Here is a 17,730-nt window from a genome sequence, read left to right on the forward strand (position 1 = left end):
GGAACGATTCAATCGTTAGATCGATTCAAGATCGTCGTCAAGCGATTATGAGGAGGAGACGAACTCTCGGATGTGTATGCGGGTCGCGGCGGCGCCTGACGCTGCGCTTCAATGATCCTTCGGGCGATTGCTCTCGAAGGCGGCTTTCTGTGCGTCCGACGCATCGGTCTGGTGGCGTGCCTGCCATTCGCCATAGGGCATGCCGTAGACGATCTCGCGTGACTGATCTTTTGACAGGGGAACACCTTCCGCCTCAGCCGCCTCGCGGTACCAGTTGGACAGGCAGTTGCGGCAGAAGCCCGCGAGGTTCATCAGGTCGATGTTCTGCACGTCGCTGCGGTCGCGCAGGTGCTCGACCAGCCGGCGGAACGCCGCTGCCTCGAAATCGCGCTTCTGTTCGTCGCTCAGATCGGTCATGGCGGTGTCCTTGGCTTTAGAATGGCCCGGTGCGCGAGCCGAACATCTTCACCGCCTGTATATCGGGACGGCGGTTGATCGCGTCAACGATGGGGGCCAGTCGTTCGGCCCAGGCGAACGCGCCCCGGGCGTCGGCGATCAGATCCTGGCGGATCTCGATCAAGGCATGCGCGAAGCCGTTGACGATGGCGTGGCGAAACATGGTGTCGCCGCGCAACGCACCGTCATAGGGTTCGTTGTCGCCGACCACGAGATCCTCGTCCGCCGCCAGCGCGTCGATGAGCGCGCGCGGCGCGCGATCGTCGAGATCCCACAGCACACCGACATGCCAGGGTCGCGCGCGGCCTTGCATGACAGGGGTGAAGGAGTGGACCGAGAAGATGAACGGCGCGCGCCCGGATTGCCTGGCCACCGAAGCGACCACGGCGGCGACCGCATCATGGTAGGGGCGGTAGAAACGCTCGAGCCGCTTTTCGCGCTCCTCGGCCGACATCGGATAATTGCCCGGCACGACGGTGCCGTCATAGAGCTGGCGGATCAGCGTCGGGTCATCTTCGCCGCGGTTGGGATCGATCAGCAGGCGCGAGAAATTGGCGAGTACCGCCGGTACGCCAAGCAGGGAGGCAAGCTCGCGCGTCACGGCCTCGACGCCGATGTCGTAAGCGATGTGGCGCTCGAATTCTGCAGCGGGCAGCCCAAGCGCGCCATATTCCTCCGGCAGTTCGCGCCGGGCATGGTCGGCCACCAGCACGATGCCGCGGCTGCGATCGCCCTCGATCAGATCAAACGGCGCAAAAACTGTGGATCGGGTCATGGCACGGGGAAAATCAAGCGGTGGCGTGTCGGAGCGGGATGGTAACGTGATCCCATGAAGCGGAAGTCCGCGCAATGCCGTTGTTTGGTCAAGGTTTTTGCGAAAAACTTTCATCCTCCGGCATAGCATGCGCCGGCTTGCCAATTAAATCGATTGGATTCACAGTGAGGGGCGCGTTGACATGCGCCCGGACATCTTCGAAAAGGGCGCCTGATCATGCAAGTTTCACTCAGCGAGGGGTCTCGAATGGCATCCGCCAGCCGGCAGCGTAAGCGAAAGGGCTTCGCCCTCTTGCTGCCGCTGCTTGCCCTGTTCGCGGCGCCCCTGGTGATGGCTTCTCCGGCCAGGGCCGATTTCCGTGTCTGTAACGCCACCCAGAACCTGGTCGGCGTCGGCATCGGCTATCGCGCCAAGACAGGCTGGATCACCGAAGGCTGGTGGCACATCGAAGGTTCGACCTGCAAGACGCTGATCGAGGGTCCGCTGTCATCGAGGTTTTATTATCTCTATGCAGAAGATGCCGAGCGCGGCGGTCGCTGGGACGGTCCGATCTCGATGTGCGTGGCCGAAAAGGAATTCAAGATTGCCGGCGTAACCGATTGCGTCGCCCGGGGCTTTCAGCGCGCCGGATTCCAGGAATACGACACAGGCGAGCAGGCGAGCTGGATGGTCCAGCTGACCGAGCAGCCCACTGCGGATGGCGCCCCGGCCGCTCCGCCAAGCAATGGTCAGAACAATCAATGAGACGTAGCCGCAAGGTCAAGATCCTAGCCACCATCGGTCCTGCTTCCTCCGATGAAGCGATGCTGAAGAAGCTCTTCGAGGCGGGTGCGGATGTGTTCCGCATCAATATGAGCCATTCCGATCATGACCTCATGCGCACGCTTGTCGGTCGCATCCGTTCCGTCGAGGCCGCCGTCGGCCGTCCGATCGGCATCCTGGCCGATCTGCAGGGACCGAAGCTGCGCGTCGGCAAATTCGCCAATGGCAAGGAAGATCTGACCGTCGGGCAGACATTCACGCTCGACGACAATCCGGAACTCGGCGATTCCAACCGTGTTCACCTGCCGCATCCTGAAATCCTGCGCTCTGTCGCCGTCGGCGATCGGCTGCTGATCGATGACGGCAAGGTCGAGCTGAAGGCCGTGAAGGTCGATGGCCACGCCATCGTGGCAACCGTGGTGGTCGGCACCAGGATCTCCGACAAGAAGGGCGTTTCGCTGCCCGATACCGAACTGCCGGTCGGCGCCCTGACCGAAAAGGACCGCGCCGATCTCGATGCGGTGCTGGCGGCTGGTGTCGACTGGGTTGCGCTTTCCTTCATCCAGCGCCCTGAGGACCTTGCCGAGGCGCGCAAGATCGCACGCGGCCGGGCCCTGCTGCTTTCCAAGATCGAGAAGCCGCAGGCCGTGGCACGACTGGCCGAGATCATCGAACTGTCGGACGCGCTGATGGTGGCCCGCGGCGACCTCGGCGTCGAACTGCCGCTGGAAGCGGTGCCCGGTATACAGAAGCAGATCACCCGTGCGGCGCGCCGTGCCGGCAAGCCGGTGGTGGTGGCGACGCAGATGCTGGAATCGATGATCTCCTCACCGGTGCCGACCCGCGCCGAGGTATCGGACGTGGCGACCGCTGTGTTCGAAGGTGCCGATGCCATCATGCTCTCGGCCGAATCGGCCGCCGGTTCCTATCCGTGCGAAGCAGTGGCGACCATGAATCGCATCGCCGAGCGCGTCGAACGCGATCCGACCTATGCCGGTATCATCAACGCGCAGCGCTCCGAGCCGGAGGCGACCGGCGCCGACGCCATCTCGCTGGCGGCGCGCGAGATTGCCGAAACGCTGAAGCTGTCGGCGATCGTCACCTACACGGCTTCCGGCACGACGGGCCTGCGCGCGGCGCGCGAACGGCCGCAGGTGCCGATCATCGCGCTGTCGCCGATCCTGGCCACGGCGCGCCGCCTCTCGCTGCTGTGGGGCACGCATTGCGTGGTTTCGGAGGATGCGACCGATCTCGACGACATGGTCGATCGCGCCTGCCGCATTGCTTCGGAGCAGGGCTTCGGCAAGGCGGGCGACCGCATCATCATCACCGCGGGCGTGCCGCTCAGGACACCGGGCTCCACCAACATGCTGCGGATCGCCTATCTGGGTGCCGATGCCAAGCGGTGAAGTTCAGGGAGCAGGGGAATAAGGCAGTATCGAATGCGTTGCCATGCACGGTGGCCAGAATAATTCTGCTGCCCTGCTGCCCTGCTGCCCTGCTGCCCTGCTGCCCTGCTGCCCTGCTGCCCTGCTGCCCTAGATCGCTTCTCCCGCCAGCTCTTCCGACAGCTTCGAGACCTGGTCCTGCGCGTTGCGCAGCATCGGATAGAGGTCGAGCACCTTCTGCCAGGCATCCAGCGCGGCCTGCTTGCGGTCGGTCTCGGTCATGATCTGGGCGATGCCGGACAGGGCGCCGAAATGGCGCGGCTCCAGTTCCAGCGTCTGCTCGATATCGGCCATCGACTTGGCGTAGTTCTTCATCAGGAAATGCACAGTGGCGCGCCGGTTCCAACCCTCGGCATATTTGGGCTGCAGCGTCACCACCTGATCGAGGAAGTCGAGCGCGACGTCGAACTTCTTGTCCTCGATCGCTTTCTGCGACCACTGCATCATCAGGTCGACCGATGCGCTGCCGGATCTGTTCCATTCATTCCAGATACGGCCAGCGACAAGCTCGGCCGATCTGGGGCTGCGCGCGTGCTTGAGGTCCGAGAAAAGCTGGTCGACGCGCTGTTCGCGCGTCTGCGCCACCGCAGGCTTGATGGAATTGTCGGCCGCGATGGCCGACACCAGCGAGAAGGAGAGGGAGAGCGCCGTACAAACGGCAAAAAACGTCCGCATGCCCGGATTCTATCTCCGGGATGCCGGACGTTCAAACTGAATCTGAGTTCAGCATCATCACATGGCGCTTATCGACAAGCGCCACAGCAGGATCAGCCCTGACGTGCCTTGTAGCGCGGGGCGGTCTTGTTGATGATGTAGATGCGGCCCTTGCGGCGAACCAGCTGGTTGTCACGGTGACGCGCCTTGAGCGCCTTGAGCGAATTCTTGATCTTCATGGTCTTGCCCGTCGGTCTTTGTATCTCTTCGCATGACCTTGTCCGAGACGTCCCCGGGATCATGCTCTGCCCGGTTTCGGGCTGAATTTTAAAGGCGCGCCCGAAGACGCGCCCTGTTGCGATCGGCTCATACCGGGGTGCCCGGTGCATGTCAACCTCGCAGGCGGCCTTGATAGCGCTTTCAGCCGGCAAATGGGCGGATGCGGGTGAAGTGCCCCATCTTGCGTCCGGGCCTGGCTTCGGCCTTGCCATAGAGATGCAGCATCAGGTCAGGTTCTGCCAGCAGTGCCGGTACCTGATCGATGTCGTCTCCGATCAGATTCTGCATGACGCAATCCGAGTGCCTGCCGGCGTCGCCCAGCGGCAGGCCGGCGACGGCGCGGATATGCTGTTCGAACTGCGAAACGGTACAGGCGGCCTCGGTCCAATGCCCGGAATTGTGCACGCGCGGGGCCATCTCATTGGCAAGCAGGCTGCCGTCGGGAAGCACGAAGAACTCGATGCCGACCACGCCGACATAGTCGAGCGCGGTGATGATCGCCATCGCGGCCTGTTTGGCGGCATCCGCCGTCGCCATCGAGATGCCCGAGGGCACTGTCGAGGTGTGCAGAATGCCGTCGCGATGCACATTGCGAGCCGGATCGTAGACGGCGAGGGCGCCATCGGCGCCGCGCGCAGCGATGATGGAGATTTCATAGTCGAAGGGAATGAGTGCTTCCAGGATCAAGGGAACGTCGCCCATAGCCCGATAGGTCCCGTCGACGTCCTTGACGCCGCGCAGCACGCGCTGGCCCTTGCCGTCGTAGCCGAGGCGCCGGGTCTTCAGCACGCCGTTGCCATCGAAAGCATTGAGCGCGGCGGCAAGATCGCCATCATTGTCGATGGCGCGGAAGGAGGCGGTGGCGACGCCCACATCGTTCAGGAACTGTTTTTCGGTCACGCGATCCTGGGCCACCTGCAGCGCGCGCGCCGAGGGCCGCACAGGACGTGTTGCCGAGAGCGCTTCAGCGGCGGCGACCGGGACATTCTCGAACTCGTAGGTCACAACGGCGCAGGCGGCGGCAAGTTCGGCCAGCGCCGCAGGATCGTCATAGGCGGCTACGATCTGCGTGTTGGCGACCTGGGCTGCCGGGCAATCCGCTTGTGGCTCGAGGACGATGGTCCGATAGCCGAGTTTCGCGGCAGCCATTGCCAGCATGCGGCCAAGCTGGCCGCCGCCGATGATGCCGATGACGGAACCTGCGGGAAGCGGTGCGGTCACGGCTGGTCCACCGGCTCCACGGCGACCCTGGCGGTCTGGCCGGCCCGCCAGCCATCAAGCCGTTCGGCCAAAGCCTTGTCGCTGAGGGCGAGCACGGCGGCGGCAAGCAGAGCGGCGTTCGCCGCGCCGGCCTTGCCGATGGCCAGTGTGCCGACCGGGATGCCCGCTGGCATCTGCACGATGGAAAGCAGCGAATCCTGCCCCGACAGTGCTTTCGATTCCACCGGAACGCCGAACACCGGCAGCGAGGTCATCGCCGCCGTCATTCCAGGCAGATGCGCTGCGCCGCCGGCGCCGGCGATGATCACCTTGTAACCCGCCGCCTTGGCGCCGTGGGCGAATTGGTAGAGCCGGTCGGGGGTGCGGTGCGCCGAGACGATCAGCGCCTTGTGCGGGATCTCCAGCACTTCCAGCAATTCCGCGGCGTGGCGCATGGTTGCCCAGTCGGACTGGCTACCCATGATGATGGCGACATCAGCTTTGTGCTCGGCCAAGTTGCTCTCCCCGGAGGCAAAGTGGCGAGGTAGCGGAATTTGCCTTGTGGAGCAAGGATTGCGGCGGTATGTCGCGCGTTAAGTGCGTGTGTTGTGAACGGCACCTCATCCGCGAACGTAACACGGGTACTCTTTGCGTTGCTGGATGCTGCGCTCGGGGTCGATCTCGACGATACACAACGGATTGGCGGCATCGGTCGTGGCCAGAAGCTCGCCATCCGGCGCGAAGGCGAAGCCGGCGCCGCCAAATACGAGACCATCGCGCCTGCCGCTTCGGTTGGAGCTCACCACATAGCAGCCTGAAACGATCGCGGCCATCTTGCCGGCGGTCAGCCAGTTGCCAGTGGCAGTGCCTGTTGCGCGCGGGATTGCGATAAGCGTCGCGCCCTGGTGCCCGTAGCCGCGCGCATGTTCAGTGAACATCGCATCCGTGCACAGCATCACCCCGACGCCGAGGCCGGCAGCCATTGCCGCGATGAAGCCGTTCTTTCCTGGAACGTACCAGCTCTCCTCATACCAGCCGGGTTCCTGCGGGAAGTACCGTTTGCGGTGGATCGGGCGCGCCGCGCTGTTTACGATCACGACCGCCTAGCGCATGACCCCGAAAATCGGAATCGATTTTCGGAAAGGATCATGCGCCAATCAAAGTGCTAGAGCGACCTTTGCGCGTCCAAAAGGACGCGCGGCGCTCTAGTTGGCCAGCCGGCCTTCCGCGGGCACGGGTATCGAGGAAAGGATGGCCGGAATGCCGAGCGCCACGAGCGCATCGCATCCTCCGGAGTGAGCCGCGATGCTGTCCTGGGCGACCCCTGCGTCGAATTCCGGCTGGTCTGCAATCCAGCCCCCGAACGGCAGTTCGTTGGTGATCAGGAGGTCCGGCCGCGCATCGGTGACCTGGCTGGCGATCCGGCGCCATTCAGAACTTCCGAGTTCCAGGCCTTCCGGCCATTCGACGAAACCAATGCGCATCCTGCCCTCACAATGTCAGCATCGGAATCAGCGAGGTTCCCGGATTGTGGTCAAATGACCACGGTCGCTCAGGCGATGATATCGGGAATGATGCGGTCTTCGAGAGCGCTCAGCCGGTCCTTCAGCGCCAGCTTCTTTTTCTTCATGCGCTGTATCTGCAAGGGATCGCAACCCGTGGCGATCATCGCATTGATGGCCGCGTCGAAATCGGCATGTTCCTGCTTCAAGCGTGCAAACTCGAGACGAATCTCGGCCTGTTCCTGTTCCGACATATCCACCGTTCTGCTGGCTCCGGCGCCCATGCGCGCCTGATGGGCGGGGTCCGCCAGCATTCGCCAGCGGCGCGCACGCATTATCACATTTACCGACGCGGTGGAATGCTACCACATGCCATTCGACAAGGCGAAGCAATGGTGGCACACTGTCATCTGGCCGTCACGCGGGCGCCCGCGGTGGACGTCGTGCGTCGGTCGCTGGCAGGAATATGAAAGGGAGAACCATTCATGTCTCTAGCGTCCCATCTTGAAGAGCTTCAGCGGAAACACAGCGATATCGAACGCGAGATCGATGACGCGCTGTTGCATCCGTCGGTGGACGATCTTGAAATCGTGTGCCTCAAGCGACGCAAGCTGGCCATTAAGGACGAAATGGAAAAACTGAGGGGCAGACCCTCGACTCACTAAATCAGTCCCCAATCGCGCAAATGCTCCCGGCGGCGTTGAGCCGCCGGCCAGGGACCTTTTAAGTATTCTCACCTGGCATTGCTTGGGGAGATACGGGGTTTCACCCGGATCTTTCTCGCTCGCTGCCGCGTCGTGAGTGCCGGAATCTGTCTCTGCGCGTCGATTTGACAGGCCGAGATCCAGCTTGCCATTGACAAGGCTGTGTTGCTCCTCCACCTCATGCCCGGACGCATTTCTCATGAGGCGACCGGCATGACCGGGTATTTTTCCTCTCCATTTCCGCGCCGGCAGTCGGTCGGCGTCGACGTCGGCGGCGTGATCGTCGGCGGGAGTGCGCCTGTCGTCGTGCAGTCGATGACCAACACCGACACTGCTGATATCGACCAGACCGTGGCTCAGGTCGCGGCGCTTCATCGCGCCGGCTCGGAAATCGTGCGCATCACCGTCGACCGCGACGAAAGTGCCGCGGCGGTGCCGAAGATCCGCGAACGGCTGGAGCGGCTGGGCGTCAACGTGCCGCTGGTCGGCGACTTCCACTACATTGGCCACAAGCTCCTGGCCGATCATCCTGCCTGCGCCGAGGCGCTGGCGAAATACCGCATCAATCCCGGCAATGTCGGTTTCAAGGACAAGAAGGACAAGCAGTTCGCCGAGATCGTCGAGACGGCGATCCGCTACGACAAGCCGGTGCGCATCGGCGTCAACTGGGGGTCGCTCGACCAGGAATTGCTGACCCGCCTGATGGACGAGAACCAGGAAAACGGTTCGCCGCTGACTGCCAACCAGGTCATGCGCGAGGCGATCGTGCAGTCGGCTATCCTGTCGGCGGAGCTCGCCGAAGAGATCGGACTGGGCCGCGAAAAGATCATCCTGTCGGCCAAGGTCAGTGGCGTGCAGGATCTGATCGCCGTCTACACCATGCTTGCGACCCGCTCCGATCACGCGCTGCATCTCGGGCTCACCGAGGCCGGCATGGGGTCGAAAGGCATCGTCGCCTCGTCGGCGGCCATGGGCATCCTGCTGCAGCAGGGCATCGGCGATACGATCCGTATTTCGCTGACCCCGGAACCCGGCGGCGATCGCACGCGCGAGGTGCAGGTGTCGCAGGAACTGCTGCAGACCATGGGCTTCCGTCAGTTCGTGCCGATCGTGGCGGCCTGTCCCGGCTGCGGTCGAACGACGTCGACCGTTTTCCAGGAACTCGCACAGTCGATCCAGGAAGACCTTCGCAAGAACATGCCGGTCTGGCGCGAGAGATATCCCGGCGTCGAGGAACTGAAGGTCGCGGTGATGGGCTGCATCGTCAACGGGCCGGGTGAATCCAAGCACGCCGATATCGGAATTTCGTTGCCGGGTACCGGAGAGACGCCGAGTGCGCCGGTGTTCATCGACGGACGCAAGGCCGCGACCCTGCGCGGGCCCAACATCGCTGCCGATTTCGAGAAGATGGTCGCCGACTACATCGAGCAGCGCTTTGGTAGGCACGGCCAGGCGGCGGCAGAATAACAGCGATGCGGCATGCTGCCGGTCTCGCCTTTGTCCTTCTGTCGCTGTTGCTGGCGTTGTCTCCGGCAAGGGCTGATCCCCCGCACACGCATTCGGCGCAGAAACGGCTGATCGGACGTGTCTGTGACCTCATCGAAGTCCATGCGGACGAGCAGGGGCTGCCGAAGGATTTCTTCGCGCGGCTGATCTGGAAGGAAAGCCGTTTCGACCCGAACGCCGTGAGCCCGGTTGGTGCCGAAGGAATTGCCCAGTTCATGCCGGGCACCGCCAAGATGCGCGGCCTCGCCAATTCCTTCGACATCGAGCAGGCCATACCCGCGTCCGCCAAATACCTGTCGGAGCTCAAATCCGGCTTCGGCAATCTCGGACTGGCCGCGGCGGCATACAATGCCGGCGAGAACCGGGTGGCGCGCTGGCTGGGCTCGGGTGGCTTCCTGCCTCTGGAAACGGAAGAATATGTGCTCGACGTCATGGGCGAGCCGGCCGACAAGTTTTCCGACAAGACCTATGCCGGCGTGGTGCTGCCGCTCGATGCCAGGCAGCAGAATTTTTCCATTGCCTGCCGAAGGCTGCCCGTCAGCAAAGCGACGACCGTGCCGATGGCGGCGGTGCATGTGAAGCCGTGGGGCGTGCAGGTGGCGGGTAATTTCCGGCGTTCCGCTGCCGTGCGGCAATGGCAAAGGGTGCAGGCCCGCTTTCCAGCTGTGCTCGGCGCCCTCGAACCCGTCGTCAGCCGCGTGCGCACGCCGATGGGGCGGCGTGGTGTCTATGCCGTGCGCATCGGTGCTGACGATCGCAAGGCGGCCAATGCGATCTGCGATAAACTGCACAGCGTCGGCGGCTCGTGCGTGGTAATCAGGAACAGGTAGTGGCCTGCGGGCTGCCTAACCATGCGGGGCTGGGATGACCGCCAGGATCGTGCTTCTCAACGGCGTGGGCAGCGCAGGCAAGAGTTCCATTGCGAAGTCTCTGCAGACGTTGACGCGCACGCCGTTCCTGCATGTCCAGATGGACACGTTTCTGGAGATGATGCCGGAAACGCTGCAGGAACATCCCGATGGAATTTCCTACGATGTTGGCGACGACGGCGGCGAACCCGCCGTGGGCATTGCAGTCGGGCCCGTTGGCGAGCGCGTCCTTCACGGCATGCGGCACGCCGTTGCGGCGATGGCCGCTGCAGGCAACGACCTGATCGTCGACGATGTCGTGTTCGCGGATGGTGTGCATCGGCAACTGCTGTCCCGTTTCGATCTGCGTTGTGTCTGTGTTTTCGCGCCCCTGGACGTCCTTGAGCGGCGAGAGGCGGAAAGAGGCGATCGCAGGATCGGACTGGCGCGCTGGCAGTTCGGACGTGTGCATCGAGGCGTAGCCTACGATCTGAGAATAGACACCAGCACAGGGTCGCCAACGGAATGTGCTGCGCAGATCCAGGCGGCTTTCAGCCTGTGAGTTCCGCATGACCGTCGATCTTCTCTACAGCGATTCGGCCCTGGTCGACTTCTATGATCTGGTCAACACCCGCGATGTCGAACCCAAGCGTTGCCTTGCATTGGCTGGAGAGGCGCGCTCGGTGCTCGACCTCGCGTGAGATCACCCCGTTCGGCCGGCTTCGCTAGGCGGTCTTGGCCACCGTTTCGCTGAGCCAGGTGCCGATCTTGGCACCGAGCCGATCCGGCGACACCGGCTTGGCCAGGTAGTCGTCCATGCCGGCTTCGATGCATTTGTCGCGGTCGCCTTTCAAGGCATGCGCGGTCACGCCGATGATCGGCGTGCGTGTGCCGTTGGCTGCCTCGATGGTACGAATGGCCCGCGTCGCTTCATAGCCGTTCAGTTCCGGCATTGAGACATCCATCAGGATCAGCTTGGGGTTCAATGTCTTGTACATCTCCACCGCGGTGCGGCCGTTGGCGGCGATGCGGTAGCTGAGGCCAAGGCCGTTCAGGATCTGCACGAACACCATCTGGTTCACCTCATTGTCCTCGGCGATCAGGATATCGAGCGGACGGCCGGGATTGGCGATCGCTTCCGGCTTGGGCGCCGGCGCGGGCGTGCCGCGGATGACCGTGAAGGGTGGTTGCGCCGGTGCCGTGGCATGCACCGGCTCGCGGACGAAATGCGCCTTGCCTGCCTGGTTGCGCGCCTTCTGGATGACGGAGATGACGTTTCCGAGCAGCACGGCCGAGCGCGAGGGCTTGGTCAGGTGCGCCGCGATGCCGAAGTCGAGAATCAGCTTGGCGAAATCGATCTGGTCGACCGAAGTGAGCAGGATGACAGGGATCGAGGACAGCCGGCTGTCCGCGGCGATCGCCTTGGCAACGTCGGCGCCGTTCATGCCGGGCATCTGGTAGTCGAGGATGACGCAATCCACCGATGCGCCGAGCTGATGGGCGCGATCGAGGAAGGCGAGGCCGACCGCGCCGCTCTCCGCCGCCGCGCAGTCGAAACTCCAGCTGCGCAACTGCTCCAGCAGAATCTCGCGATTGACCGGATTGTCGTCGATGACCAGCACGCGCGCTCCGGTGACGTCGACCGGCACGATGTCTTCGTTGCCTGTCGCCTGATGCGCGGGAAGCGGAATGGCGAACCAGAACACCGAGCCGCGGCCGATCTCGCTTTCGACACCGATCTGGCCGCCCATCAGGTCGACCAGCCGGGCGGCGATGGCCAAGCCCAGCCCGGTGCCTTCGTGGCGCCGGGTCGAGGATGAATCCACCTGAGCGAATTTCTCGAACACGTTCTGCAGCTTGTCTGCAGGGATGCCGATGCCGGTGTCCTCGACGCGGACCTTCATCTGGACGCGATCGTCGACGACCTCGCCGGACACGTCGACCAGGACATGGCCCTTCTCGGTGAACTTCACCGCATTGCCGAGCAGGTTGGTGATGATCTGGCGGAAGCGGCCGACGTCGCCGACGACATGGTGCGGCAGACGCGGGTCGACGCGTACAATCAGCTCCAGGTTCTTTTCGGCGACACGGGCCGAAACCAGCGTGGCGACATCTTCGACCGCTTCGGCGAGGCGGAAGGGCGCCGGGTCAAGCGTCAGCTGGCCGGCATTGATCTTGGAGAAGTCGAGAATGTCGTTGATGATGGTGAGCAGGGCATTGCCCGACTTCACGATGACGTCGGTGAAGGTTTTCTGGCGCGGGTTGAGCTCGGTCTTGGCGAGCAGTTCGGCCATACCGAGCACGCCGTTCATCGGCGTGCGGATCTCGTGGCTCATATTGGCCAGGAATTCCGACTTGGCGCGGTCGGCGGCTTCTGCCTTGAACAGCGATTCCGCCGTCTCGGAAAAGGCGCGGCGAATGGCCTTTTCCATCGGCCGGAAGATCCATACGGCAACCGCGAGCAGTGCGGCGCAGAGCGACAGGCTGACCCACAAAAGCAACCGCTCGCTGCGTGTTTCCGCCATGCGGCGCTCGACGTCCATCGCGGTCCTGGCGCGCGCCAGCATGGGTTGCGCGAACAGGTCGTTCTGGTTGCGGATCTCGCGATAGTTCCAGTCACTGGCGCGTGTCGCGGCGATCATCAGGTCGAAGTTGCGCAGGATGTCGCGCGCCGACCACAGCAGATAGCCGTTCACCGAAGCGGCGTTCAGTTCGTCATGCGTCGGCTTGGACAGCTTCGGCGTGATGGAGGCAAGCTCGGCATTGAGGGCTTCCATGCCAGTCTTGAGTCGTTGCGCGTGATCCTTGGCGGATCTGGCGAGCTCGAGACGCGTCGCCGGGCTCCAGGTGCTGACGGCTGTCTCGGCAAAGCCGGTGGCGTTGTTGAGATCGCGGGCGAAGGTCACGATGTGACCACTCAGCGCGTCGATCTCGGCGCGATAGGAGCCGGCGTGATTCAGCGTGAGGATGGTGCCGGTGACGGCGACCGCCAGTATCAACAGTCCGGAAAGATAACGAATCCGGATCGACCGGATGAAGGACGAATATTCAGGCATGCGTAACCCCAACCCATACGCATTTTAACGGCCGGGATTACGCTCTATTACCATTAAGATTTCGTTCCGGGGCTGGAGCGTTTCCGTTTTTCACGGAAACGCGGAAACGCCAAGTGATTCCACTTGGCGACAAAATGCTCCAAGAGCGGTCAGTTGCTGCGGTTCGCCACGAATGCAGCGGCCGCTTTCAGCATAGAAGCCCGCTCGCCATAGGGCTCCAGCAGGGCGTGGGCCTGCTCGACCAGTCCGTTCAGCTGGTTGCGTGCCCAGGCCTGGCCATGCAGGGCAACCAGCGTGCCCTTGCCGGCGGCGGCATCCTTGCCGGTCGCCTTGCCCATGGTGCCGGCATCGGCCGTCAGGTCGAGCAGATCGTCGGCCAGCTGGAAGGCAAGACCGATGGCCGAGCCGAACTCTGCCAGCCGTTCGCGGTCGGTCGCGGAAGCTCCGGTCAGGATTGCGCCGGCCTCGCAGGCGAAACGGATCAGCGCGCCGGTTTTCATGGCCTGAAGACGAATGATGCCGGCTTCGTCCGGAGCGGATTTCTCAGCCTCGATATCGAGCATCTGGCCACCCACCATGCCGCCGGTGCCGGCGGCACGGGCCAGTGCCAGAACCAGGGCGGCGCAGCGATCGGCAGGCAGGCCGAGCGCTTCGTCCGCCAACGTATCGAAAGCCAGCGTCAGCAAGGCATCGCCGGCCAGGATCGCCGTGGCCTCATCGAAAGCCTTGTGCACGGTCGGCTGACCACGGCGCAGGTCGTCATCATCCATGGCCGGCAGGTCGTCGTGGATCAGGGAATAGCAGTGCACGCATTCGAGTGCCGCGGCCACGGCCAGCGCCGGCGCCTCGTCATGATCGGGGGCGAGCAGGGCAGCACTTTCCAGGACGAGAAAAGGCCGCAGGCGTTTGCCGCCGTTCAGGACACCATGGCGCATCGCGGCGACCAGCCGCTGCGGGCGAACGATCTCTCCGGATTGCGGCCGGCTGTCGAGCAGCGCGCGCAAGCGCGCCTCTACCTGTTCGGCACGCACAAGCAGGGCTGCTTCGAAAGGAATATCGGTGTCCATTGCCATGGCGGCGAGCGGTAGCCGACAGTCAGACGTTGCGCAAGAAGCCAAGCGCCTTTATGCGGAGGAGAGCTGTGACAGGATTGGGCGGGTGGCAGAGCCGATCATCGATCACGAGACCGAAGGGTTGGACATGGCGTCGCGACCGAGGGGCAGACGCGGTGATTACCGGCGCTGGCTTCGGCGAGCGCTGCGCATTGCCGTGGTGCTCGCCATCATCCCGGTCATTCTGACGTTCCTTTACATGCCGTCCTTCGTCCATCCGGTGTCGACGCTGATGCTGAAGGATCTCGTCACCTTCTCAGGGTACGATCGGCGCTGGGTGTCGATCGACGATGTGGCGCCGGTGCTCGCCAATTCCGTCATCATGTCGGAGGACGGGCAATTCTGCTTCCATCGGGGTGTCGATCTCGGCGAACTCAAGGGTGTCGTCGACGATGCCATGGCGGGAGAGATCACGCGTGGCGCTTCCACCATCACCATGCAGACGGTCAAGAACCTGTTCCTGTGGTCACGCCCGCTGGGCACCGTGCGCAAGGTGATCGAGCTGCCGCTCGCTGTTTATTTCGACGCGCTGATGTCGAAGCGGCGCATCATGGAAATCTATCTCAACATCGCCGAATGGGGCCCCGGCATCTACGGCATCGAGGCGGCGGCGCGGTATCATTTCGGGGTGTCGGCCAAGAATCTGTCGCGCCGGCAGGCTGCATTGCTGGCGGTTGCCTTGCCCAATCCGATCACCCGCGATCCCGGCAAGCCGGGGCCGGGTTTGAGGCGGCTGGCCTCGTTGATCGAGCGTCGCGCCTCGCGTTCCGGCGCATATGTCGGTTGTCTTGATTGAGGCGATTGCGGATAACGATCGTATCGGTTTCGGACCAGGTTCTCGCTGAACGGACGGTTGGCCACCGGCAGATGGATGAGATGGTTCTTCGAAATCACCTGAGCCGGTTCAAAAAAAGTCGCGGCGACACTGGCCAAAAGGCGATCAGCCGTGTATAGGCACGCCACTTTCTTCTAGAACTCGGCTGTACGCGGCCCTTTCACGAGGGCGTTGCGGGCCATTGACCGATCGAATGGAGCATATCCATGGCTGTGCCGAAACGAAAAACCTCCCCGTCCAAGCGCGGCATGCGCCGTTCTGCTGACGCTCTGAAGACCCCGACCTATGTCGAGGACAAGAATTCCGGCGAAATGCGCCGTCCGCACCATGTTGACCTGAAGACCGGCATGTATCGTGGCCGCCAGGTCCTGGAGCCGAAGGAAAGCTAAGCAGCTCTCCTCTACGGGACAAACAAAAAGACCGGCCTGTGGCCGGTCTTTTTGTGTTTGTGCCGTGGCGCTGGAGGGTTTCCGTATGTGTCGGAAGCGCTGCTCCCCTATTTTCACGAACTTCCGGCCAGCCGCTACGCGTTTTTCCCGGACTTGCGCGAAGGCTGCTCAGCCTGCGTCGGCGGTGAGGCCTGCCGTTTCGATGCCGGCGATGGCGGCAAGTTCGTCATTGTCGGACGTGTCGCCGGAGATGCCGACAGCACCGATCAGCGTACCCGCGCTATCGCGGATCAGGACGCCGCCGACCACAGGCAGGATCTTGCCGCCTGACAGATCCGAAACGCCTGCCGTCAGATGCGGCCGTTCCCTGGCAATCGCCTCGACACGGCGCCCGCCCATGCCGACAGAGAGTGCCGCGTAGGCTTTGCCGGAGGACATCTGCGGGCGCAGGAAGGAAGCGCCATCCTGGCGCTGGAAGGCGACGAGATGGCCGCCGGCGTCGAGGACGGATATCCCGAGCGGCTTCAGCTGCAACGCAGCTGCCTTGGCGAAGGCGCCGGCGATGATCTGGTTGGCCGTGTCGATCGGAAAACTGGTCATGATTGCGGCTCCTTCGGTCAACGGAATGGTCGGCATGACGATCGCCGATCCCGCGATCTTCCGTTTCGGGGATTTTGCGGGCAAGCCACCATCCGATTGAAACTGCTTCGCGCTGCTTCGCTGTCCCGCAATCGTCCCGCCAGGCTCAGGAGGCCTCATTGGCCTGTGCATCGACAACGGCTTGATAGGCAGCACGCAGCCTGGCGCGCACCGTGGTTTCGGCCGGTTTGGCTGCGCCGATGCCAAGATGTTCGAACCGCAGCTCGTCCATGAAATCCTGCCACAGCGACGGCCCGCCTTCCTCGAGAAGCTTCGCGCGGATGGACAAATCCTCGGTGACCGGCAGCCAGACGCGCCCCCAGGCACCCAGTTGCGCCATGATCGGCACCAGTGTGATCGACATCACGGTCAGGCTGTAGATCGCCTTCTGCTTGTGACTCGGATCATCAGCCTTGGTCAGCATACCGAGCTCGACCAACCGCTTCAGCCGGTCGGCGAGAATGTTGGAGGCGATCCCTTCCATCGAGTGGTTCAGCAATTCTCGAAAATGCCGCCTGCCGCCGAAGATCATGTCGCGCAGGATGATCAGGCTCCAGCGATCGCCGAAGACCTCCAGCGAAAGATTGATCGGGCAACCGGAACGGCGGTCGAGTGTCATGATTGCATCCTGCAGAAAAACCAGTTGCATTATAGGATCAGTCTTATTATGGTTCAACCAATTGCAAAATGCAATCAGTTGGAGGGTGCCATGCAGTCAGAGATTGTCCGCCCGGGCGGAGTGCGGATCGCAACGCAGACATTTGGTGAAGCACGCAACCCGTCCGTGCTGCTGATCATGGGGGCCATGGCCTCCATGCTGTGGTGGCCAGACGATTTCTGCGAGGCCTTGTCGCGACAAGGGCTGCATGTCGTCCGCTATGACAATCGCGACACCGGGCTTTCCACCAAGTATGAGCCGGGCAAGCCCGACTACACCTTCGCCGATATGGTCGATGACGCCGTTGCTGTGCTCGATGGTCATCGGATCGACAAGGCGCATGTCGTCGGCATGTCGATGGGTGGCATGCTCGCGCAGGTTCTGGCGCTGCGCTATCCCGCGCGCGTCGCAACGCTTTCCGTACTCAGCACCTCGCCGGTCGGTATCGACACGTCGGCGCTGCCGGGGATGAGCTCGGAATACCAGGCGCATTCAGTCAAGGGGAGCAAGGTGGATTGGTCGGACAGAGACCAGGTGATCGATTTCATGGTTGAGGACAGCCGGATGCTGGCCAGCACCGCGCATCCCTTCGACAGCGTGCGGCTGCGCGAATTCATCAGCAGCGACTACGATCGAGCCGAAGGTCTGTTGAGTGCGACCAATCATTTTATGGTGGTGGATGGAGCCGCCAACGAGAGCGTCCGGGATCTTTCAGTGCCGCTTGTCGTCATTCATGGAACGACAGATCCGGTCTTTCCGATCGAGCACGGCCGGGCTTTGGCGGCAGCCGTGGCTGGGACCCGATTGGTCGAGGTGCCGGGCGGCGGACATGAATTGCACCGCAATGACTGGCTGATCATGATCGATGCCATTGCCGCGCGCATCCGGGCAGGTTGAGCTGCTCCAA

Annotated in this window: 23 protein-coding genes; 10 read left to right on the top strand and 13 right to left on the bottom strand. The window is 63.0% G+C overall.

Translation table 11 applies throughout. The annotated features are described in order from the left end of the window. Nucleotides 1-108: 108 nt before the first annotated feature. Nucleotides 109-417 carry a DUF1244 domain-containing protein gene (locus AC3WTO_RS14250; protein ID WP_492461367.1) on the bottom strand — a complete coding sequence of 103 codons (309 nt, stop codon included), beginning with the start codon at nucleotides 415-417 and terminating at the stop codon, nucleotides 109-111. Nucleotides 418-433: 16 nt separating this feature from the next. Then, nucleotides 434-1,231: an N-formylglutamate amidohydrolase gene (locus AC3WTO_RS14255; protein WP_492461368.1), complete on the bottom strand. Its 798-nt coding sequence runs from the start codon at nucleotides 1,229-1,231 to the stop codon at nucleotides 434-436. A 246-nt stretch (nucleotides 1,232-1,477) separates the two neighbouring features. Here AC3WTO_RS14255 and AC3WTO_RS14260 point away from each other — a divergent pair, with 246 nt between their 5' ends. Further along, nucleotides 1,478-1,975 (top strand): DUF1036 domain-containing protein, encoded by a 498-nt coding sequence (locus AC3WTO_RS14260; protein ID WP_492461369.1) that lies wholly within the window; start codon nucleotides 1,478-1,480, stop codon nucleotides 1,973-1,975. Then, complete coding sequence (gene pyk / locus AC3WTO_RS14265) at nucleotides 1,972-3,402, top strand: pyruvate kinase (RefSeq protein ID WP_492461370.1); 1,431 nt, start codon at nucleotides 1,972-1,974, stop codon at nucleotides 3,400-3,402. Before AC3WTO_RS14260 ends, pyk begins: the two co-directional genes overlap by 4 nt. A gap of 129 nt (nucleotides 3,403-3,531) precedes the next feature. Here pyk and AC3WTO_RS14270 read toward each other — a convergent pair whose 3' ends face one another. The 7 genes from AC3WTO_RS14270 to AC3WTO_RS14300 all read right to left on the bottom strand — a co-directional run bounded on the left by AC3WTO_RS14270 (nucleotide 3,532) and on the right by AC3WTO_RS14300 (nucleotide 7,330). Then, nucleotides 3,532-4,116: a tetratricopeptide repeat protein gene (locus AC3WTO_RS14270; RefSeq protein WP_492461371.1), complete on the bottom strand. Its 585-nt coding sequence runs from the start codon at nucleotides 4,114-4,116 to the stop codon at nucleotides 3,532-3,534. A gap of 92 nt (nucleotides 4,117-4,208) precedes the next feature. Next, complete coding sequence (gene ykgO, locus AC3WTO_RS14275; RefSeq protein ID WP_006203764.1) at nucleotides 4,209-4,334, bottom strand: type B 50S ribosomal protein L36; 126 nt, start codon at nucleotides 4,332-4,334, stop codon at nucleotides 4,209-4,211. 181 nt (nucleotides 4,335-4,515) lie between these two features. Continuing rightward, complete coding sequence (locus AC3WTO_RS14280; protein WP_492461372.1) at nucleotides 4,516-5,595, bottom strand: 5-(carboxyamino)imidazole ribonucleotide synthase; 1,080 nt, start codon at nucleotides 5,593-5,595, stop codon at nucleotides 4,516-4,518. Continuing rightward, complete coding sequence (gene purE, locus AC3WTO_RS14285) at nucleotides 5,592-6,056, bottom strand: 5-(carboxyamino)imidazole ribonucleotide mutase (protein WP_492461550.1); 465 nt, start codon at nucleotides 6,054-6,056, stop codon at nucleotides 5,592-5,594. Before purE ends, AC3WTO_RS14280 begins: the two co-directional genes overlap by 4 nt. Before the next feature lie 138 nt (nucleotides 6,057-6,194). Next, nucleotides 6,195-6,671, bottom strand: a complete 477-nt coding sequence (locus tag AC3WTO_RS14290; protein ID WP_492461373.1) for a carbon-nitrogen hydrolase family protein — start codon at nucleotides 6,669-6,671, stop codon at nucleotides 6,195-6,197. Nucleotides 6,672-6,779: 108 nt separating this feature from the next. Then, nucleotides 6,780-7,058, bottom strand: a complete 279-nt coding sequence (locus tag AC3WTO_RS14295) for a hypothetical protein (protein WP_492461374.1) — start codon at nucleotides 7,056-7,058, stop codon at nucleotides 6,780-6,782. Nucleotides 7,059-7,126: 68 nt separating this feature from the next. Continuing rightward, nucleotides 7,127-7,330 (bottom strand): YdcH family protein, encoded by a 204-nt coding sequence (locus tag AC3WTO_RS14300; protein ID WP_239362677.1) that lies wholly within the window; start codon nucleotides 7,328-7,330, stop codon nucleotides 7,127-7,129. A gap of 231 nt (nucleotides 7,331-7,561) precedes the next feature. On the opposite strand from AC3WTO_RS14300, the gene AC3WTO_RS14305 reads away from it, so the two are divergent. The 5 genes from AC3WTO_RS14305 (at nucleotide 7,562) to AC3WTO_RS14325 (ending at nucleotide 10,835) form a co-directional block, all read left to right on the top strand. Beyond that, entirely contained in the window at nucleotides 7,562-7,741 is a 180-nt protein-coding gene (locus AC3WTO_RS14305; protein ID WP_129412865.1) for a YdcH family protein, read from the top strand. A gap of 252 nt (nucleotides 7,742-7,993) precedes the next feature. Next, a complete protein-coding gene (gene ispG / locus AC3WTO_RS14310) occupies nucleotides 7,994-9,247 on the top strand; it encodes a flavodoxin-dependent (E)-4-hydroxy-3-methylbut-2-enyl-diphosphate synthase (RefSeq protein ID WP_492461375.1) in 1,254 nt (417 codons plus the stop codon). Between the two features lie 5 nt (nucleotides 9,248-9,252). Further along, nucleotides 9,253-10,116: a transglycosylase SLT domain-containing protein gene (locus AC3WTO_RS14315; protein ID WP_492461376.1), complete on the top strand. Its 864-nt coding sequence runs from the start codon at nucleotides 9,253-9,255 to the stop codon at nucleotides 10,114-10,116. A 34-nt stretch (nucleotides 10,117-10,150) separates the two neighbouring features. Further along, entirely contained in the window at nucleotides 10,151-10,696 is a 546-nt protein-coding gene (locus tag AC3WTO_RS14320) for a chloramphenicol phosphotransferase CPT family protein (RefSeq protein ID WP_492461377.1), read from the top strand. A 7-nt stretch (nucleotides 10,697-10,703) separates the two neighbouring features. Further along, nucleotides 10,704-10,835, top strand: a complete 132-nt coding sequence (locus tag AC3WTO_RS14325; protein ID WP_492461378.1) for a hypothetical protein — start codon at nucleotides 10,704-10,706, stop codon at nucleotides 10,833-10,835. A 24-nt stretch (nucleotides 10,836-10,859) separates the two neighbouring features. Here AC3WTO_RS14325 and AC3WTO_RS14330 read toward each other — a convergent pair whose 3' ends face one another. Continuing rightward, nucleotides 10,860-13,190: a response regulator gene (locus AC3WTO_RS14330; protein ID WP_492461379.1), complete on the bottom strand. Its 2,331-nt coding sequence runs from the start codon at nucleotides 13,188-13,190 to the stop codon at nucleotides 10,860-10,862. 149 nt (nucleotides 13,191-13,339) lie between these two features. Next, nucleotides 13,340-14,257, bottom strand: coding sequence for a polyprenyl synthetase family protein (locus tag AC3WTO_RS14335; protein WP_492461551.1), 918 nt, complete (start codon nucleotides 14,255-14,257; stop codon nucleotides 13,340-13,342). Between the two features lie 82 nt (nucleotides 14,258-14,339). On the opposite strand from AC3WTO_RS14335, the gene AC3WTO_RS14340 reads away from it, so the two are divergent. Then, the gene (locus tag AC3WTO_RS14340) at nucleotides 14,340-15,098 is read left to right on the top strand and encodes a biosynthetic peptidoglycan transglycosylase (protein WP_492461552.1); all 759 of its coding nucleotides are present in this window, start codon (nucleotides 14,340-14,342) and stop codon (nucleotides 15,096-15,098) included. 245 nt (nucleotides 15,099-15,343) lie between these two features. Continuing rightward, nucleotides 15,344-15,526: a 50S ribosomal protein L32 gene (gene rpmF, locus AC3WTO_RS14345; protein ID WP_129412871.1), complete on the top strand. Its 183-nt coding sequence runs from the start codon at nucleotides 15,344-15,346 to the stop codon at nucleotides 15,524-15,526. 168 nt (nucleotides 15,527-15,694) lie between these two features. Here the strand turns inward: rpmF and AC3WTO_RS14350 are convergent, their stop codons facing one another. Then, nucleotides 15,695-16,126: a GlcG/HbpS family heme-binding protein gene (locus AC3WTO_RS14350; RefSeq protein ID WP_492461380.1), complete on the bottom strand. Its 432-nt coding sequence runs from the start codon at nucleotides 16,124-16,126 to the stop codon at nucleotides 15,695-15,697. A 145-nt stretch (nucleotides 16,127-16,271) separates the two neighbouring features. Continuing rightward, the gene (locus tag AC3WTO_RS14355; protein ID WP_492461381.1) at nucleotides 16,272-16,784 is read right to left on the bottom strand and encodes a winged helix-turn-helix transcriptional regulator; all 513 of its coding nucleotides are present in this window, start codon (nucleotides 16,782-16,784) and stop codon (nucleotides 16,272-16,274) included. A 90-nt stretch (nucleotides 16,785-16,874) separates the two neighbouring features. On the opposite strand from AC3WTO_RS14355, the gene AC3WTO_RS14360 reads away from it, so the two are divergent. Beyond that, on the top strand, nucleotides 16,875-17,720 hold the full coding sequence (locus AC3WTO_RS14360) for an alpha/beta fold hydrolase (RefSeq protein ID WP_492461382.1): 846 nt from the start codon (nucleotides 16,875-16,877) through the stop codon (nucleotides 17,718-17,720). Nucleotides 17,721-17,730 lie beyond the last annotated feature (10 nt).

The sequence above is a fragment of the Mesorhizobium sp. EU05-FHT14A09 genome, assembly GCF_058790995.1.

Coding starts and splice junctions, on each gene's coding strand:
- AC3WTO_RS14325 (WP_492461378.1), top strand. CDS start 10,704: ATGACCGTCGATCTTCTCTACAGCGATTCGGCCCTGGTCGACTTCTAT.
- AC3WTO_RS14320 (WP_492461377.1), top strand. CDS start 10,151: ATGACCGCCAGGATCGTGCTTCTCAACGGCGTGGGCAGCGCAGGCAAG.
- AC3WTO_RS14295 (WP_492461374.1), bottom strand. CDS start 7,058: ATGCGCATTGGTTTCGTCGAATGGCCGGAAGGCCTGGAACTCGGAAGT.
- AC3WTO_RS14355 (WP_492461381.1), bottom strand. CDS start 16,784: ATGACACTCGACCGCCGTTCCGGTTGCCCGATCAATCTTTCGCTGGAG.
- AC3WTO_RS14330 (WP_492461379.1), bottom strand. CDS start 13,190: ATGCCTGAATATTCGTCCTTCATCCGGTCGATCCGGATTCGTTATCTT.
- AC3WTO_RS14250 (WP_492461367.1), bottom strand. CDS start 417: ATGACCGATCTGAGCGACGAACAGAAGCGCGATTTCGAGGCAGCGGCG.
- ykgO (WP_006203764.1), bottom strand. CDS start 4,334: ATGAAGATCAAGAATTCGCTCAAGGCGCTCAAGGCGCGTCACCGTGAC.
- rpmF (WP_129412871.1), top strand. CDS start 15,344: ATGGCTGTGCCGAAACGAAAAACCTCCCCGTCCAAGCGCGGCATGCGC.
- purE (WP_492461550.1), bottom strand. CDS start 6,056: ATGGGTAGCCAGTCCGACTGGGCAACCATGCGCCACGCCGCGGAATTG.
- AC3WTO_RS14360 (WP_492461382.1), top strand. CDS start 16,875: ATGCAGTCAGAGATTGTCCGCCCGGGCGGAGTGCGGATCGCAACGCAG.
- AC3WTO_RS14335 (WP_492461551.1), bottom strand. CDS start 14,257: ATGGACACCGATATTCCTTTCGAAGCAGCCCTGCTTGTGCGTGCCGAA.
- AC3WTO_RS14350 (WP_492461380.1), bottom strand. CDS start 16,126: ATGACCAGTTTTCCGATCGACACGGCCAACCAGATCATCGCCGGCGCC.
- AC3WTO_RS14305 (WP_129412865.1), top strand. CDS start 7,562: ATGTCTCTAGCGTCCCATCTTGAAGAGCTTCAGCGGAAACACAGCGAT.
- AC3WTO_RS14255 (WP_492461368.1), bottom strand. CDS start 1,231: ATGACCCGATCCACAGTTTTTGCGCCGTTTGATCTGATCGAGGGCGAT.
- pyk (WP_492461370.1), top strand. CDS start 1,972: ATGAGACGTAGCCGCAAGGTCAAGATCCTAGCCACCATCGGTCCTGCT.
- AC3WTO_RS14315 (WP_492461376.1), top strand. CDS start 9,253: ATGCGGCATGCTGCCGGTCTCGCCTTTGTCCTTCTGTCGCTGTTGCTG.
- ispG (WP_492461375.1), top strand. CDS start 7,994: ATGACCGGGTATTTTTCCTCTCCATTTCCGCGCCGGCAGTCGGTCGGC.
- AC3WTO_RS14300 (WP_239362677.1), bottom strand. CDS start 7,330: ATGTCGGAACAGGAACAGGCCGAGATTCGTCTCGAGTTTGCACGCTTG.
- AC3WTO_RS14270 (WP_492461371.1), bottom strand. CDS start 4,116: ATGCGGACGTTTTTTGCCGTTTGTACGGCGCTCTCCCTCTCCTTCTCG.
- AC3WTO_RS14260 (WP_492461369.1), top strand. CDS start 1,478: ATGGCATCCGCCAGCCGGCAGCGTAAGCGAAAGGGCTTCGCCCTCTTG.